Origin of the sequence: Bradyrhizobium sp. SBR1B (assembly GCF_014198205.1) — a bacterium.
Classification (GTDB): Bacteria; Pseudomonadota; Alphaproteobacteria; order Rhizobiales; family Xanthobacteraceae; genus Bradyrhizobium.
The window spans coordinates 1-16074 of the sequence record NZ_JACIHC010000047.1; the positions used below are offsets into that span (position 1 = coordinate 1).

The 16074-nt window shown below is 60.0% G+C and carries 14 protein-coding genes and 3 pseudogenes; 9 read left to right on the forward strand and 8 right to left on the reverse strand.

Translation table 11 applies throughout. The annotated features are described in order from the left end of the window. Window positions 1-309: 309 nt before the first annotated feature. The 7 genes from GGD61_RS39315 to GGD61_RS39345 form a co-directional block, all read right to left on the reverse strand. Window positions 310-603, reverse strand: a complete 294-nt coding sequence (locus GGD61_RS39315) for a hypothetical protein (RefSeq protein ID WP_183232441.1) — start codon at window positions 601-603, stop codon at window positions 310-312. A 62-nt stretch (window positions 604-665) separates the two neighbouring features. After that, entirely contained in the window at window positions 666-2507 is a 1842-nt protein-coding gene (locus GGD61_RS39320) for a secretin N-terminal domain-containing protein (RefSeq protein ID WP_183232442.1), read from the reverse strand. 387 nt (window positions 2508-2894) lie between these two features. Continuing rightward, window positions 2895-3524: a hypothetical protein gene (locus GGD61_RS39325; protein ID WP_183232443.1), complete on the reverse strand. Its 630-nt coding sequence runs from the start codon at window positions 3522-3524 to the stop codon at window positions 2895-2897. Window positions 3525-3571: 47 nt separating this feature from the next. Continuing rightward, on the reverse strand, window positions 3572-4672 hold the full coding sequence (locus GGD61_RS39330; RefSeq protein ID WP_183232444.1) for a hypothetical protein: 1101 nt from the start codon (window positions 4670-4672) through the stop codon (window positions 3572-3574). A gap of 41 nt (window positions 4673-4713) precedes the next feature. Continuing rightward, window positions 4714-5475 carry a hypothetical protein gene (locus GGD61_RS39335; protein WP_183232445.1) on the reverse strand — a complete coding sequence of 254 codons (762 nt, stop codon included), beginning with the start codon at window positions 5473-5475 and terminating at the stop codon, window positions 4714-4716. Between the two features lie 224 nt (window positions 5476-5699). Then, window positions 5700-6227: a SycD/LcrH family type III secretion system chaperone gene (locus GGD61_RS39340; RefSeq protein WP_183232446.1), complete on the reverse strand. Its 528-nt coding sequence runs from the start codon at window positions 6225-6227 to the stop codon at window positions 5700-5702. 1 nt (window position 6228) lies between these two features. After that, on the reverse strand, window positions 6229-6504 hold the full coding sequence (locus GGD61_RS39345; RefSeq protein ID WP_183232447.1) for a hypothetical protein: 276 nt from the start codon (window positions 6502-6504) through the stop codon (window positions 6229-6231). A 1193-nt stretch (window positions 6505-7697) separates the two neighbouring features. On the opposite strand from GGD61_RS39345, the gene GGD61_RS39350 reads away from it, so the two are divergent. The 7 genes and pseudogenes from GGD61_RS39350 to GGD61_RS39380 form a co-directional block, all read left to right on the forward strand. Continuing rightward, complete coding sequence (locus tag GGD61_RS39350) at window positions 7698-8066, forward strand: EscI/YscI/HrpB family type III secretion system inner rod protein (protein ID WP_183232448.1); 369 nt, start codon at window positions 7698-7700, stop codon at window positions 8064-8066. A gap of 42 nt (window positions 8067-8108) precedes the next feature. Next, window positions 8109-8876: a type III secretion system inner membrane ring lipoprotein SctJ gene (gene sctJ / locus GGD61_RS39355; protein WP_183232449.1), complete on the forward strand. Its 768-nt coding sequence runs from the start codon at window positions 8109-8111 to the stop codon at window positions 8874-8876. Window positions 8877-8882: 6 nt separating this feature from the next. Next, complete coding sequence (locus tag GGD61_RS39360; RefSeq protein WP_183232450.1) at window positions 8883-9569, forward strand: hypothetical protein; 687 nt, start codon at window positions 8883-8885, stop codon at window positions 9567-9569. Continuing rightward, the gene (locus GGD61_RS39365) at window positions 9548-10174 is read left to right on the forward strand and encodes a FliH/SctL family protein (protein ID WP_183232451.1); all 627 of its coding nucleotides are present in this window, start codon (window positions 9548-9550) and stop codon (window positions 10172-10174) included. The genes GGD61_RS39360 and GGD61_RS39365 overlap by 22 nt, the downstream gene beginning before the upstream one ends. A 59-nt stretch (window positions 10175-10233) precedes the next feature. Next, a complete protein-coding gene (gene sctN / locus GGD61_RS39370; protein ID WP_183232454.1) occupies window positions 10234-11550 on the forward strand; it encodes a type III secretion system ATPase SctN in 1317 nt (438 codons plus the stop codon). Beyond that, entirely contained in the window at window positions 11538-11975 is a 438-nt protein-coding gene (gene sctO / locus GGD61_RS39375) for a type III secretion system stalk subunit SctO (RefSeq protein ID WP_183232452.1), read from the forward strand. The genes sctN and sctO overlap by 13 nt, the downstream gene beginning before the upstream one ends. A 97-nt stretch (window positions 11976-12072) precedes the next feature. Beyond that, a pseudogene (locus tag GGD61_RS39380) lies at window positions 12073-12755 on the forward strand (IS5/IS1182 family transposase); the annotation flags it as partial. A gap of 30 nt (window positions 12756-12785) precedes the next feature. Here GGD61_RS39380 and GGD61_RS39385 read toward each other — a convergent pair. Then, complete coding sequence (locus GGD61_RS39385; protein ID WP_183232453.1) at window positions 12786-13739, reverse strand: IS481 family transposase; 954 nt, start codon at window positions 13737-13739, stop codon at window positions 12786-12788. A 195-nt stretch (window positions 13740-13934) separates the two neighbouring features. On the opposite strand from GGD61_RS39385, the pseudogene istA reads away from it, so the two are divergent. Together istA and GGD61_RS39395 are read left to right on the forward strand one after the other, a co-directional pair. Then, a pseudogene (gene istA / locus GGD61_RS39390) lies at window positions 13935-15473 on the forward strand (IS21 family transposase). An 11-nt stretch (window positions 15474-15484) separates the two neighbouring features. Then, window positions 15485-15985: pseudogene (locus GGD61_RS39395) on the forward strand (ATP-binding protein); the annotation flags it as partial. Window positions 15986-16074 lie beyond the last annotated feature (89 nt).

Consider the following 16074-nt stretch of genomic DNA (forward strand, 5'->3'; position numbering starts at 1 on the left):
TCGCGCGATCCGAACGCCGATAGCGCGCGCCTGCTGCCGTCGTCAGTTCCTTCCGCGTTGCCATGCTTAGCCACCCCATCTTCGCCCCCGCTCGCCCCTGATCCAAGGGAGCAATTTACGTGAGGCAACGGCTCAGCATCCGGTAACAATTAGGGCGAGGCAATGCGACGTCTCACCCTGATCGCCGCCGCGCACCAGCGATTCCCACGCAGGCCTGATGTCCCGCAACAGCGCGACCGAATCTATCCCATCTTAGCTTAGACGTCTTGGAGGTGGATGCGGACCGCGCCGGATGTGCAAACTTCGCGATCACTCGCTCATGCGGAGTCCCCGGCGCGCTAGGTTTTGCCTACCCGTGCGCCCTCGCGCTGCTTTCTCCCGATCAGCTCGAACGACGGTTGAAATGAAGTTCACGAAGAGCCGAACCGCGCGATAAAGCTGAGCCAGCAGGGCGGTCGCCTCAAAATCCGTTAAACCGGTAGTACCCGACAATTTCGCCGCACGACCGAGCCAATTTTCTGCTCGACGAATGCCTGATCGTTCCAGCGGTACGGCCGCGAAAATATTTGGCTGACCGCAATTCGCTTTCAGCGTATCGTTCATACTTATATTAAGGTCCACAAGGGACATCCAAACCGCGACATCGTACAGTTTCTGCCCTGCGCCTACTGCGCCCAAACACCCGAATCCGTGGCCTGAGAACGACGCTTACGTTGGGGCGTCAGGTGGCGGCCGAGATCGGGGGCTAGCGATTCAAACTTCGCCCGCAGTTCCTCAGTCAAACCCTGCGCATCTGCGCCACTCTCAACCACCCGAGGATTCAGTAACACCAAGAGTTCGGTTCGGTCCTTGGCGTGCTCCGTGCTGGCGAATAGAGATCCCAACAACGGAATGTCCTTCAGCACGGGAGCCCCAGAATCCATGCGGTTGATGCTATCCTGCATCAAACCGCCGATCGCGATCGTATCGCCGTTTCGCGTCGATACGGTGCTTTGGAGGCGACGTACTGAAATGACCGGGGATTGGACGTTGGTCAGTGTGTTCTTGTTCGCCGTACTGACCTCCTGAAAAATGTCGAGCGTCACGCTACCCCCGGGGCCGATGCGAGGTGTCACAGCCAAGATGACCCCCGTGTCGCGCAGTTGGATATCGCTCACGATTGATGAATTCTGGCTCAGCGTGGATTGTGAGGATCGTGCGAGGACCGGAACCTGATCGCCGACTTCAATTGTCGCGGTTTGGTTGTCAACTGTGAGAATACGTGGGGCCGATACGACCTTGACGTCCCCGACGCCATTTAGCGCGCGTAGCACAATGTTGACATCCCTATTCGGGAAAACATAGGACAAACCACCTTGCGAAACGGCACCGAAATCCATAGAGGAGAGAAGGTAGTCGACACCGTATCGCAAATGATCGTTCAACCGCACCTCCGCGACAATGACCTGGATTAAGACCTGCCTCGGCTTGACGTCAAGCCGACGAACTGCGGCTTCGATGATCTTATTGTCATGCGGCGTTGCGAAGATCACCAGCGCATTTTGGCTGGGATCTGCCTGGATGCGCACCGGCGCCGACAGGCCAAGACTGACTGCGGAGACCAGCGCATCGTCCTTTGTTTGCGTTGTTGACGCGGCCGCATCTGATCTTTCGTCCGACAGGCCGGGAACGGTTAGGGGCAAACTCGATCGGTCGGATGCGCTTCCTCCAATTGACAACTTCCCAAACTCTCCCGCCGGTTGCGCGCGAGATACGACACTGGGTGGTTGAGCGCCAAAGACTCGTGCTAGTACCTGCGCCGCTTCCGTAGCCCTTCGGTACCGGAGTGGGCGCACGTGAATGTTTGCCGCCGCCTCAGATGGCTTATCGAGTCTGGCGATAACCCGACGGACTTGCTGAAGTACTGCAGGGTCATCCGCTACCACAAGAATGCCGTTCAGCCGCTCTAGTGCCGCAAGCCGAACGCGCACTCTGCCTTGGTCATTCTGGCTGAACAAGAAACTGAGTTCTCGCTCTACCGCGGCAGGACTCGCCTGAGCCAGCGTATACAGCGCAAACCGTTTGTGAGCCATAGCATCGGTGTCAAGTAGGCCGATGAGTTCGCGCACGGAATCCACCGAGCTGGGTGGCCCACTCACGGCAATACCTTGTTGTCCCGGCGCGGGTGTCAGACGCACGCTTTCCTCGACGTTTGGTCGGATCACCTTGATGACCTCGGCTGGATCGACATAGCGAACGGGAATCACTTGAACATCGCTTCGTGTGCCGCCGGCGAGGTCGACCAAGCGCCCCACCCGAACTCCACGGTCAACCATGGCTAGTCCGTAGCCGTACGGCGCCAGCGCTTGGTCGAGCAATCGCGGCACATCGCTCGCGGGTACTTCCGAAGTCCGAAGTGTCATTTTTCCCGCAACGTCTGGATCGATAATGACGGGTATGCTCATAATGTCGCCGATGACGTCATTCACAACTTGCCGAATATCGGCGTTGGTGTAGTCGAGACTCACGTGAGTGCTATCGGAGGTGACTGGCAGCCGCCGCTCCACCGAGGCGGCGACCGGCCGAGTCGGCGGCTGTGCCAGCAGTTCAAAGCTAGGTGCTTGCGGTTTCCCCGCCGAGGGGGACGGCTCCGACACATGCGAGCTGACGCCTGGCGAAGCCAGCAGAACACCGCGTTCAGCAATCGAGTCGGAGCCGGCACATCGGGTAAGCAGTAGACAAAGGAACGTCAGCGAGGTCTTGCTAAACATTGCGGAAGCGGCGTTCCCGCGGAGAATGCGCATCCATTAAACCTTCCATCCACCGCCGCACTTGCATTCATTGCAACTGTGAGAACAGGTGGGCAGAACTGGGATGACTGCCCCCGTCCTGTACCACTCATTTGTTGAAGTCTCTTAACGACAGTTGCCAATGATCACCTCCTTGATCTTGTGATCTTTCGAAAGGAGGTTAGACATCAATTCAGCAACCTGATTGAGCTTATCAAGCACCCCTTGCAGAAAAATCAGCGCCATCTGGCCTTCGCTATTTGCGCTGTCAATCGCCGCCTTAAGGTTGCTAATGGCAGCGTCGAATTGAGACTGCACACCTCTCTTGCCGCCATTTTGCGTGGCTATCAACATAGGGCCGATAGGGCCGGCCATATGGCTACTAGGGTCCCACCACGTGAAGCGCATTTTCTGCTGGTCTTCAGTTGCCGCGATGGGAATGCCATTTTGGCGCATCCATTCAAACACATCCTGAGTCGTGCCTTGCGAATCGACGAAGCTGCCGTAGTCTTTGATCGCCTTTTCATCGGTGGGTCGATTGGTACGCAGGACAGCCAACGCCTTATTCATGTCTTTTAGTAAATTGTTGCGCGCCTGCATATCGTCGATTTGCGATCGGATTTGATTCTGGTAGATGTCATGCCGTTCCATCAGAGCCAGCGTCATAATCGAGCCCAAAGACAGGCCACCCGGGAGAGCATTTCCTGCGCTGCCGGCCCACGCATAGGGCTGGGATCCAGACATTGCCTTGATCATCTTACGTCATTCTCCAACTCAGACGTTCTTCATTCCGAACGATGCACTCAAGCCATATAGACGATCTTGCTTCGCGCCTCGGCATCGGCACGACGAATTTCTGCAAGCTTGCCCAGAAACTCCTGAATTGTCGTCTCATAGCTTGTCATGAATTCACCCTCTTCCTCCATCTGCGCCCGGGCCTTGGTGCCGTCCGCCTCCAGCTTCCCCTTCTCCTCTTGGTAGTGCGTCGCGCCCATGTTCAGGCCGGCTCCCGGAAGCTTAAACGCTTCTGTTGCGATTGTGCCCATGCCATTCCATTTCATCGCCGCCTGCTGGGCTGCTGTCTGCGCCTGGACAACGCGCGTAAACTCAAGGGGATCCGTTGTGCTATCGGGCGCGTCCAGCCTGAGCGGGTCGCGAGCTGCATTGCTGGTCGCTGATGTGCTCCCGTCCAGACGTGTCCTCTCGATATTGTCTCCCGAGGGCCGCGCCTCGCGCTCCGGGACTTGGGTCAATTGCGCTTTGCCGTGAGGCTTGTCGTAGAGCTCCGGCTCGCCTACCGGTTTGTCAAGGCGCTGCGCTTGAACTGAAGGGCTGTTCGGGGTTGGCGTCTGCACACTAGACTTCGGGAGCGGCGTCTGGAGCTTAGCCTTGTACACCTCGTCGAAGCGAGCTTGAATCTGGCGAGCGCCCTTGAGGTTCACGCCGGCACCTAACATCGCGCCGCCAGAGATGGCTATTGCGCCAAACAACTGACATAGCCCTGAATTGCGAAGCGCCTTGGCAGCAGCTTCCTGCGCAGCAATCTCGTGGTTAAGCGCAGCCGACCGGTCCGACCTCGCCGCCTTACGGAACTCCGCATTGAGCCGAACGAATAGCGCGGCGACCGCTGATATGTCGCTCCCAGTAACAAAGTCCTTCAGCTTGACATGGACGTTGGAAAGCTTCTCGTGGATTACAACGTCCGCGAAATCCGGCACGCCAGCTGATCCCCAACACCGCGTCCCCTCAACGGGATCTGCAAGAGGCCGTGGGAACTCGCCTTCTGGCACGTTTCCGCCGCGGACCGTAGCAGAGGTCGGCACCCAAGGAGGCTGTTGATGAACGGCAGCATCCAACAGCTCGTACCCGCAAACGCTTTTTTCACGTTCAATCGCAAAGACCATCGCTACATTCCTTAGCTTCGATAAGTGGACCACGCAAGCTGTCAGGCGAAGTGCCTTACGAGATTGGCGTTGGAGACACTCTGCCTCTCAATGGCCTCGGCAACTCTCTGTGTGGTCATCGTGCTGTCGAGAAGCAACTGCTTGATGAAGTCCATTTCATCGCTTTGCAGTGATCTCAATCTTGCAATGCACTTGTTAATGTTCAACCTTTCCGCCTCGGCGTCCGTTGCCTCCTTCTGCTGAATGCCATTCGCGATGCCAGCGCCAGCCTCGCCCAGCGACGCCACTGCCTCGCCGACTCGCGCCGCCGTCGCGACTCTTTGGGCTGCCTGAACAGTCTTGACAGAGTTAGATGGTATCAAGGCGGTGATACGCAATCGACTCGCACCTGCACTAGCAAAGCCGGCGCCGACCGTTAGCACCGAGATAGCGAATATGATTCCAATCGTGATGACCGCGCCCATGGTGTTGGCCGTGCCGCTCTCGAGTCCATCTCTCTCGAGACTCTTCACAATTGCCATCGTCATCTTATCGATGCACCCCGTCTCAATGAGAGTCGCTACGCCAACGTTCACTGCTGCCGCCATGATTGCAAGAGCGCCGCCGGTGGCAACGGCCGCTAGGACGGTCAATCCGACCGCTAGCCATCCGAAGAACTTCATGATGCCGGAGCTCTTCTTTGCTTCTGCCGATCTCTTTGCCGCTTCAATGATGCTTTTAGAGATTTTCTCGTGCAACTGCCTTTGCTGCTCTCCCCAGTGTCGCGCGTCCTCTATTCCGGCTGCAACCTGTCCATCGGTCATCTTGGTCTTCAGCGCCAGAAACGTGGTAAGGAGGTCAATCGTGTCGAGTGCACGTGGGGCCGATAAGCCTGGAATCGAACCTGATCGAACAGCGTCTCCGGAACCTGATTGCGGTAACGGGTTGGCGTTGGTCTTAGGGCCATTGCCCGAAAGACTCGTAGCGGGGGTACTGAAGGGCAGCGTCCCGATGTCGGGGAGAATCCTGCTCGTCGACGCCCAAATATTCACTCTGTCCATGGGTTGGAACCTAGTTGAGATTTGAGGCGGTTAAGCATCATCTGCCCGCGGGCGGCCAAAGCCTTGTGTTCCGGCATTCCGACACTCAGCGCCAAGGCTTTCTCGAGTGCAGTAATGGCCGCTATGGGATGATTGAGTTTTATGAAGCATTCGGCAGCTCGAAGCGGGATCTGCGGGTCTTCACTATTCAGGAGCCCGGCCAGCCGATAGGCCTGCACTGCGTTCTCTGGGTCACCAAGCATCTGACTACTGGCAGCCAAACCAAACCAGAATCGTGCATCGATGTGCCGGTGTAGGCACAAGAAGCGAAAGAAATTCCGGGCCTCCTCATAATTGCCGCAAGAATAGTAGCGGTGGCCAAATACATATAAGGCCTCAAGCTCATCGTCCGTGATCCCAATGACGCTAGCTAGGTCCGCGCGCCCTGCCACGAAGTCGATGGCGAGCCGTGCCAGCCGTTCGGTGTCTGTCGCATCAGCACTATTCAATAGCCCACCGTCCGCCATCCCCATCATGTCAGACTCCCCGCGGAGCCGGCTTGATGCTTGGAACATGCGACATTGATTGGGGGGCTGGCAGGGTGTGACTGAGCGCCGCCTGCTCGTCCGCATACGCCCTTCGAAAGGGTTCGCTCTGATCGGCGACAAATGCAGAAATTGAAGCTGCACTGATGGTGGTCTCGCCCGACGGGCAAGAAAAACGGCCAAGTTGTGCGCGAGCCCGCGTCAAGAGACAATCCATCTGTGCGATGGTCTGTCGTGCTGCTTCCATCGTGTCGTCGAGGTTGTTCATCGGCCCGTCCCAGACGATCTCCTTACCAATACAGGGTAGCGCCTTCAGTATTCGATACCGCTTGCCACCAGTCGCGCTTAAGGAGCAACGAGCTGCTCTCGGCGTCGGCCGCTCAAGGCCACGGATAGGCATCACTATTAGAGGCGGCACATGAGGCGAAATATTTGATCGCTATGAAGGCATAGTTCCCCGAGATGGCTCGTGCGTCTCGGCGCGAGCGCATGAGACGGGTCGCTAATCCGCAAATGCGTGTCGTTGCGTTAGTTAAATGACTCGTTCCGCAGGAACTCGTCGCCGAGCCGTACGCATGTTCGGCCTAAAGCCGGTAACGTTGAGCATCGCATTGACGGCGGATCGGGTTCTGCAATCGCCTTTGGACCAAACACCCGTGAACAGCTCACACCTTGTGCCGGACTGAGCGGCTGACGGAGGGCGCCACTATTCATACTCGACCGTTATGTCTCCATGCCCGTATTGTATTGGCGCCTAGCGAGAGGCCGAATTAGATCATCATGAGAATAGATCGCTTGCAACACGCAAGGCCAATCGGCAGTCGGTCTTGTCATGTGGTGGCGAATTGAGTGCTTAGTCACGGGACGTGTTGCGAGCGTGCCGCCCATTGTGGGGCTCAGGCGGGATGTCTTCCGTGAGGAGGTCGGTGGCAGGATATGACATGGATGACTGGCAAACGACACATGGCTCGGTTAAGGACAGAGATTCGGCATGTATGTCTTTGTTGTCGATTTGTGCGACGCCCGACAGCCGCTCTCGCCTCCTGCGAAGTCTCACGGAGACGGCATTCTTGGCTTGTGTCACGAACGACGTGCTCAGGGCGAGGCGGATTGCGAAGGGACTTGAGGTCATCGCGCCGGGCAGTCGGGAGTGTGTCATTGCCTATGCGGTCGCAGATCTGACGGTAGGCGATGTTCCAGCAGCGCTGGAACGCCTCGATCCTCTTGCCAAAGCGAATGATGCATATGGGATGGCTTTTCAGGCCCTGGCTCTTGGGCTTAATGGACGCCTAACCGAACGCGATACCGTGCTTAGCCGCCTGCCAAGCGGCGAGCCCGGACTGGATGGGTTCCTCACAGCCTTGCGTCAGACCGTGCCAGCCATACCACAGAAAAGGACATGTAATGAGTAGCGTAGGTAGTATCCTCCCGCAAACAGGGTCGGCTTTTTTGGCGATTGAGATGTCGAAAGTGTCGGCTGAATCCGTTGAGGCGTTTCGGGCCGCACTCGAACCGCCTGTGTCATCGCAGCCAGCTGACGAACCGCTGATCAAGGTTGGAGGCGGCGGGCTGGAGGAGGCAGGGGGGGCGCTCGTTTCTCGCCTACCCGAGGATATCCTCAGAGGCATGGAAAAACTGAGTGCCGGCTTTGCAGAATCCATGCAAGGCGTGCGCAAGGTCGCCGAAGGTATGAACGCGGGGAGCATCCGATCGGCTGAGTGGCTCGATGCGCAGGTTCAGCTGTCAGCTATGAGCCTGCAATACGACATTGTAACCAAGGTGGTTGGGAAGGCGACCCACACCCTCGACAGTTTCATGAGCAGCCAATGAGCCACGGTGACGCGGGGCGTGGTTTTTGTATTGAAGCGGGCGGTGGCACTTCTGGTGCTATTCGCGCTGGTCGGCTGCGGATCGAAGATCGAGCTCTATCGCAATCTTTCAACGCGCGAGGCCAACGAAATGCTTGCATTGCTTTTGCGGCAAGGCATCCACGCGGAACGGACAGCGGACACCGGCGGCACGACCTCGCTCGTGATACCAACAGAAGACGTGCCGCGCGCCATGGCTATGTTGGACAGCGCCGGGTGGCCTCGCGATCATTTCGCCGATATGGGCGGGCTCTTCAAGAAGGACCGGATGATTTCATCGGACACAGAAGAGCGTGTGCGCTACATTTATGGTGTCACACAGGAGCTTTCGCAGACCCTGTCCAATATCGACGGCGTGCTCACTGCCCGGGTCCACGCGGTCTTGCCGGAAAGCGCGAGTGACGATCGTAGTCCATCCGCCCCGCCCACTGCCGCTGTGCTCGTCCGTTACAAGCCCGGTGCCCCGATTGATCAAGCCGTGCCGAAGATAAAAGAGCTGGTCGCAAATAGCTTGAAGGGCCTGTCCTATGATCGCGTCTCAGTTGCCCTCGTAGAGGCAAATCAGGACAATACCCCGCTTGGTCGAACGGAAGTGACTGCCAGGGCGTCAGAACGTAGCGAGGCATCGCGCCTGTTGATCGGCCTCGTCGGCGGCATGGCGGCATCGCTGATTGGCAATGCAGTGCTCGTCTATCTCATATGGCGGCGGCGCTTTAGCATAGGAACGGAGTGGCAACGTCATGAACTCCGGCGAAGCGAACAGTCAGACTAGGTCGCTATGAGCTCAGCAACAATCCCGGATGAATGGCTTGATACGTCGTGGGCGGGAGCGATGATGCGCTGCATCTCCGATCCTGCGGCCGATTTCGATGATACAATAGCGACCGATTGGCCCGAATGGATGCCTTTGGACCGCGCTCAGTCCGACGCATTTATTCGCGTCAAGCTTGGACATTGGCTGCTTCGCGGCCAAGGTGGTGAAGCGTCCGCGATTATTTCGGCCGGCAACGCGCCACGAACCCGGCTCGGGTTTCTGCCGACGCCGGACGCTGCACGCCTTATCTGCCTCGCTGGAGCTTGGACCGGCGTGCCCAGCCTCATCGGCCTTCTTCGGACTGCCGATGTTTTGGCGGCACGCGCGGTTCTCGGAGAAGAGGCCTTGGCATTCGTTTCGCATGCTGCGTTGCTGCCGCGACCGACCGCCGAACTGATGTCCGCGGTCAGCGCTTCCGAGATGCCGGCTGCGGCTACTGCATTCCTCTACCGCGGTGCGGCGATGTTCGGCCTTGCAATAGGCGCAGTCCCAAATGGGCTGCGGGCCCGACTACGATTGCGCCGACCTACGGCGGTCTGGATGGTGGTGGCGGATGCCTGCCGTGACGACAGTGCCGGCGAAGACGCCTTTCGTGCGATGCGGCGCCTGGCCCGCAAAAAGATGCCAACATGGTCGCATTGGTTCAACTGACGTCTGGCAGGATCCGCATCCTCGGCCCAGGGCGAGTCCTGTCGGCAGAAAACGCCCAGACGATCGGAGACGCGGAGCAATTGCTCGCTCAGGCGCGACGCGATGCGGAGGCGCTCGTGGATGAGGCGCGCGAAAGCACATGGATGATCGAGACGGCAGCAAAGGAAGCCGCGCTTACAGCGGCGCAAGCGACCATCGAACAACGTTTGACCGCGATCGCCGTGGCGTCTCTGCGGATCATGGAGGAGAATCAAGAGCGGATTGTCGACATGGGCCTGCAGATCGCACGCCGGGTAATCGATACCATGGCGCCGGATGATGCGGCGGTGCGGATCGCTTTGAATAGCCTCAAGTTCGCGGGTGATAGCTCCCTCGTCCGCTTACGTGTGGCCCCGGCGCATGTCGAAACGGCTCGCCGACGATTGAACGACCTGCTCTCGACGGCGACATCGCGCGCCGTCGTCGAGGTAATTTCTGATCCGCGCGTCAAAGATGCCGGATGCATCCTTGAGACCAATGCTGGACTGGTCGACGCCACGATCGAAAGCCAATTAGCGGCGATCGAAGCCGGCCTGCGCAACAGCCTAAAGGCCTCTGAAACGTGATTTCCGGGCGACCCGAGCAGTCAACGACAGTCACCGCCATTCATTCCTCGCACGATGACATCGATCGCTTGTTCCGGCTTGCTCGCACGGTTGTGGCGCAGACGTCAGCAATGCGCGTCCGCGGCCGAGTCCTTCAAATCGTCGGGACAACCATCCGTGCAACGGCCCCTGGTGCCCGCATAGGCGACCTGTGCACGCTCCGCAATCCCGAGAACAACTGTGAATTGCCCGCGGAAGTCATCGGCTTCCAGAACGATATCGCCATTCTAACACCCCTTGGCGAAATACAGGGGCTTTCTACCCTCACTGAGGTGATCCCGACGGGAGAGCCTCTGACGGCACCCGCCGGCTGGAACCTGCTTGGCCGGGTGCTTGACGGTCTGGGCCGCCCTCTCGACACATCCACTCATGGGCCCCTGCTTCCAGACGCCCGCGTGCCAGTCCAAAGCGAGGCACCGGATCCCTTGACCCGGCGCACAGTCGATCGCGCTCTTCCAGTCGGCATACGGGCGATCGATGGCCTTTTGACGTGCGGGGAAGGACAGCGCGTAGGCATCTTTGCCGCGGCGGGCGGCGGCAAGAGCACACTGCTGTCGATGCTGGTGCGTGGCGCGGCGGTTGACGTGACAGTGATAGCGCTGATTGGTGAGCGCGGCCGAGAGGTGAAGGAGTTCATCGAACACGATCTCGGCTCAGAAGCGCGACGGAGCTCAGTTGTTGTCGTTGCAACTTCCGATCGTTCCGCGATGGAGCGTGTGAAGGCGGCCTACGTGGCGACGGCGATCGCAGAATGGTATCGAGATCGGGGACAGCGCGTGCTGCTTCTCATGGATTCGATAACGCGCTTTGCGCGCGCCCAGAGGCAGATTGGTCTGGCTGCCGGCGAACCGGCCACCCTGCGTGGTTTCCCGCCCTCGGTCTTTGCAACCCTGCCGCAGCTCCTGGAACGCGCCGGCAACAACGATCGTGGGTCGATAACCGCGTTTTACACCGTGCTTGTCGAGGGTGATGACGTCACCGAACCCCTGGCCGATGAAATCCGTTCCATCCTGGATGGCCACATTGTGCTCTCGCGCACTTTGGCGACGTCGAACCACTATCCCGCTATCGATATTCTGGCAAGCCTCAGCCGTGCTATGAGTGCTGTCGTGTCGTCGCGGCATGAAAAGTTAGCAGGTGAGCTGCGGGACCTGCTAGCGAAATACCACGAGCTGGAACTGTTGATACGGGTCGGCGAGTATAAGAAAGGAGCCGACCCGCACGCCGATACGGCTATCGCCAAGATAGAGAACATAAGGGCGTTCTTGCGACAGCCACGATGTGAACAAATTGGCTTCGACGCAATGCTGCAGGAGCTTGCCACGTGCCTGGCATAACTCCCAAGGCCCTACATCAATTGCTTGAGTTGAGGAAATTGCGCCGTCGCCGGGCCGACGAGACTCTACGAGTGCGGCAATCAGCCATCGACAAATCCGATGCGGCTATCGAAGCGGCACTCACAATCCTTCGAACATGGCGGCAAGACCGGCCTCGTCTGGAACGCGAAATATACGAATTGCTAATCGGCAAAACCGTCGCTCTCAACGAGCTTGAGGAGGCGAAGGCCAAGATGATCTCACTGCACGGCCACGAACGGCTGCTCGAACGGCGCCTTGCGGAGGCACTGTGGAAAGCCGAACAAGCTCGGGAGGCGCGTCAGGAAGCCTACAACGCCGCACGTAAGGCATATCGGGAGCTTGAGAAAAGCGACAATTTAGTGCGTGCTTTGAACGCCGGCCCGCTGAAGGAGAAGGATCTCTGATCTATGGATCTAAGGAGCGGACCGTCCGAGGGGTGGGTATAGCCGTTGTGGGGGAGTTGGGCCTCAGAAGTTTTGTGGAGGAGCGCCTCTGTAAGAAGACACCACGGTGCAGCCGAAGGCCATCAGCTTCCCGACCGACGCCAAGCTTCTGCATGCGGCGATCAGGGGGCTCAACCGGCTGGCGAGGAGGCACGGCGTCAGGCTGCGGCAATCCTATTGTCGCGTGGCCAAGGCCGCGGCGATGATGGCGGGTCGCTATGCCCATGCCAAACAGTTCAGGCGGCATCAGCGGGAGCTGCGCATCCTGCGCAGCCGGCTGGGCCGGATCATCCGCGACATCCGTCGCAAGATCGAGGGCCAGCCGGCACTGGAGGAGGCGTTTGCACTTCCCCTTGGCCGGGCCAGCCAGATCCGCTCACAGCAGCAGCGCCAGCGCGGATGGAAGCTCTATTCCTTCCATGCACCGGAGGTCGAGTGCATCGGCAAGGGCAAGGCCTCAGCCCTTACGAGTTCGGCGTGAAGGCCTCCATCGTCACCAACAATCGCCGGGCTCCCGGCGGCCTGTTCGTGCTGCACGCCACGGCGCTGCCCGATAACCCTTACGACGGTCACACCTTGCGGGATGTCATCGACCGCACCGAGACGCTCACCGGCTGTCCAGTCGAGCGGGCCTATGTCGATAAGGGATACCGCGGCCACGACGCGCAAAATCCCCGTCGCGTCTTCATCTCCGGCCAGAAGCGCGGCGTCTTCGGCGTCATCCGATCCAGTCCCAATCGATCTTGCCGGCGAGCTGAACCAGCTCGTGCTTCATGTTGATGATCTGGTCCAGCCTTGCCCGGAACAGGTCGTTCGATCCCGTCGTTTTGTGTTTAGTCCCGGCATTTGCTGGAGCGGGTTGAGTTTGAATCGTTCTGGCTGGGAAGTCCAGCATTTGCAGATGTATTCGTAGGGTGTGAGGCCTTTCAGGGTCTTCAGCCGCCGAGCGAAGTTGTAGGCGGTGATGAAGTCGGCAAGGTGAGCTTCGAGCTGATCGTGTCGATCGTAATGGTAGCGTTGGACGGTCGCTTCCTTGATCGTGCGGTTCATGCGCTCGACCTGGCCATTGGTCCAGGGATGCTTGATCTTGGTCAGCCGATGTTCGATGCCGTTTTCCTGGCATCGCATATCGAACATATGCGTCACGTATCTTGCCGTCGGGCCGTCCGCATAGCGCGGCGGGAAGGTGAACTGGATCCCATTGTCGGTGAGCACCGTGTGGATCTTGTAGGGGACGGCCGCGATCAGAGCTTCGAGAAAGGCGGAGGCTGAGGTCCTTCCCGTCTTCCTGACCAGCCGCACGAAGGCGAACTTGCTGGTGCGATCGATGGCGACGTAGAGGTAGAGCTTGCCTTCAGCGGTCTGGAGCTCGGCGATGTCGATGTGGAAATAGCCGATCGGGTAAGCCTTGAACTTCTTCTTCGAGGGCTTGCCGCCTTCGACCTCCGGCAATCGGCTGATGCCGTGACGCTGGAGGCAGCGATGCAGGGATGACCGCGTCAGATGCGGAATGGTCGGCTGCAGCGCATAGAGACAATCGTCGAGTGGCAGCAGCGTGTGCCGCCGGAAAGCGACGATGATCGCCTCCTCCTCGATGGAAAGCACTGTCGACTTGGCTTCCTTGGGGCCTGTCGAACGATCGGCGACGGTCTCGCGCTGCTTCCACTTCGCGACAGTCTTCTGGTTGATCCCGTAGTGCTGATTCCGCTCGATGTCGCCCACCATTCCGGAATGATCTCGCCCACCGTTCCGATTTGATCTCGCCCGCCATTCCGAGATGATCTCGCCCACCATTCCGGGATGATGTCGCCCGGGGTATCGCAAGAGCGAACCCGGGGTGACGAAGCCTCTTCTGGCTCCGCTACGGTCCGCCTTTCGGCTTTGCGAAGGGGGACCTGGATGCCGACGGAGAGGTTTGCGATGCGCCATGTGCGCGATGTGATCAGATTGAAGTCGGCCGGGATGCCGACCCGCGAGATTGCGCGGCGGGTGGGGACAGCTCCTTCGACGGTGCGGTTGACGATCCGCCGGTTCGAAGCGGCGGGGCTGACCTGGCCATTGCCCGACGACATCACCGACGCTGTGCTGGAAGCCCGGTTGTTCGCCAGCGCGGGAGCCCGTCTCGGCACCCGGCGTGGCCATCGCCGGCAGGCGGAGCCGGACTGGGCGGCGGTGCACCGCGAGCTCCGGCGCAAGCACGTGACGCTGTCGATCCTGTGGGAGGAGTACATCGCAGGCGAACCCGGCGGGTATCGCTATTCGCGGTTCTGCGAGCTCTACCGGGCCTGGGAAGGCCGGCTGTCGGTGACGATGCGCCAGTCGCATGCAGCCGGCGACAAGCTGTTCGTCGATTATGCGGGCGACGGCGTGCCGGTCGTGATCGAGCGGTTCACCGGCGAGCGGCGCACTGCGCAGATCTTCGTCGCGGTGCTCGGCGCATCGAGTTTCACCTACGCGCAGGCGACCTGGACGCAGGGGCTCGCCGACTGGATCGATGGCCACGTCGGCGCCTTTGAGGCGATCGGCGGCGTGCCGGCCCTGCTGGTGCCGGACAACACCAAGGTCGCCGTGATCAAGGCCTGCCTGTACGATCCGCAGATCAACCGCAGCTACGCCGACCTGGCGGCGCATTACGGCACCGCCATTCTGCCGGCCAGGCCACGGCGGCCACGGGACAAGGCCAAGGTCGAGCAGGCGGTCCTCATGGCCGAGCGCTGGCTGCTCGGACGGCTGCGCCATCGGACCTTCCACAGCCTCGCCGAGGTCAACGCGGCGATCGCCGAGTTAATGACCCGGCTCAACGAGGAGCGACCGATCCGGCGGCTCGGCGTGACCCGCCGCAAGCTGCTGGAGGAGATCGACCGGCCGGCACTCCGGGTCTTGCCCGAGAGCCCTTACGTGTTCGCCGAGTGACGGATCTGCCGGGTCAGCATCGACTACCACGTCGAGGTCGAGGCGCATTACTACAGCGTCCCGCATCGCTTCGTCCGCGCCGAGGTCGAGGTGCGCTTCACCGCCCGCACCGTGGAGATATTCCACAAGGGCGAGCGGATCGCCGCGCATCAGCGCATGAGCGGCAACCACAAGCACACCACCGTGCCGGAACACATGGCGTCCAGTCATCGGCGCTACGCCGGCTGGACCATCGAGCGCATCCGCAAGGAGGCCGCCGCGATCGGGCCGGCCACCGCCGCGCTGTGCGACCTGATCCTCGATGAACGCACGCATCCCGAGCAGGGCTTTCGCGCCTGTCTCGGCATCATCCGGCTCGCCCGATCCTACGGGCACGAGCGGCTCGATGCCGCCGCCATGCGCGCGATCGACATCGGCGCGCGCACCTACGGCTCAGTCAAATCGATCCTCGCCAACAATCTCGATCGGCGGCCTTCACCCAAGCGTCCCGCGGACGACGCGCCGATCCTCCATCCCAACATCCGCGGGCCGCGCTACTACAACTAGGAGATCACGCCTTGCTCACGCATCCGACCCTCGATCAACTCCATCAACTCGGCCTTCACGGCATGGCCAAGGCCTTCGCCGACATCGAAGCCAGCGGCGAGGCTGCCAGCCTCGGCCATGCCGAATGGCTGGCGCTGCTGCTCGAACGCGAAGCGTCGCTGCGACGCGACAAGCGGCTCTCGAAGCGGCTGCAATACGCCAAACTGCGTCAGCAGGCCTGCGTCGAGGACATCGACTATCGCACCCCGCGTGGCCTCGACCGCAGCCTGCTGACGATGCTGGTTGAAGGGCAATGGATCGACGACCACGCCAACCTTTTGATCTGCGGACCCTCCGGCGTTGGCAAGAGCTGGCTCGCCTCGGCGCTCGGCAACAAGGCCTGCCGCGACAATCGCTCCGTGCTTTATCAGCGCGTCCCGCGGCTGTTTAGCGATCTCGCTTTGGCGCGCGGCGACGGCCGCCATCCCCGTCTGCTGCGTGCGCTGGGCCGTGTAGATCTCCTCATCCTCGACTTATGTGCAGCCCGCAGTGATGTGGAGTCGTATCGATCTCCCCGCTATTAACAGCCGTCTCGACCGTTCCTACTCAACATAACTGACAG

What these genes read in the sequence shown, in the direction of transcription:
- GGD61_RS39315 (WP_183232441.1), bottom strand. Translation starts at nt 603, where the DNA reads ATGAACGATACGCTGAAAGCGAATTGCGGTCAGCCAAATATTTTCGCG.
- GGD61_RS39325 (WP_183232443.1), bottom strand. Translation starts at nt 3,524, where the DNA reads ATGATCAAGGCAATGTCTGGATCCCAGCCCTATGCGTGGGCCGGCAGC.
- GGD61_RS39330 (WP_183232444.1), bottom strand. Translation starts at nt 4,672, where the DNA reads ATGGTCTTTGCGATTGAACGTGAAAAAAGCGTTTGCGGGTACGAGCTG.
- GGD61_RS39335 (WP_183232445.1), bottom strand. Translation starts at nt 5,475, where the DNA reads ATGACCGATGGACAGGTTGCAGCCGGAATAGAGGACGCGCGACACTGG.
- GGD61_RS39340 (WP_183232446.1), bottom strand. Translation starts at nt 6,227, where the DNA reads ATGATGGGGATGGCGGACGGTGGGCTATTGAATAGTGCTGATGCGACA.
- GGD61_RS39345 (WP_183232447.1), bottom strand. Translation starts at nt 6,504, where the DNA reads ATGAACAACCTCGACGACACGATGGAAGCAGCACGACAGACCATCGCA.
- GGD61_RS39350 (WP_183232448.1), top strand. Translation starts at nt 7,698, where the DNA reads ATGTCGAAAGTGTCGGCTGAATCCGTTGAGGCGTTTCGGGCCGCACTC.
- GGD61_RS39360 (WP_183232450.1), top strand. Translation starts at nt 8,883, where the DNA reads ATGAGCTCAGCAACAATCCCGGATGAATGGCTTGATACGTCGTGGGCG.
- GGD61_RS39365 (WP_183232451.1), top strand. Translation starts at nt 9,548, where the DNA reads ATGGTCGCATTGGTTCAACTGACGTCTGGCAGGATCCGCATCCTCGGC.
- GGD61_RS39385 (WP_183232453.1), bottom strand. Translation starts at nt 13,739, where the DNA reads ATGGTGGGCGACATCGAGCGGAATCAGCACTACGGGATCAACCAGAAG.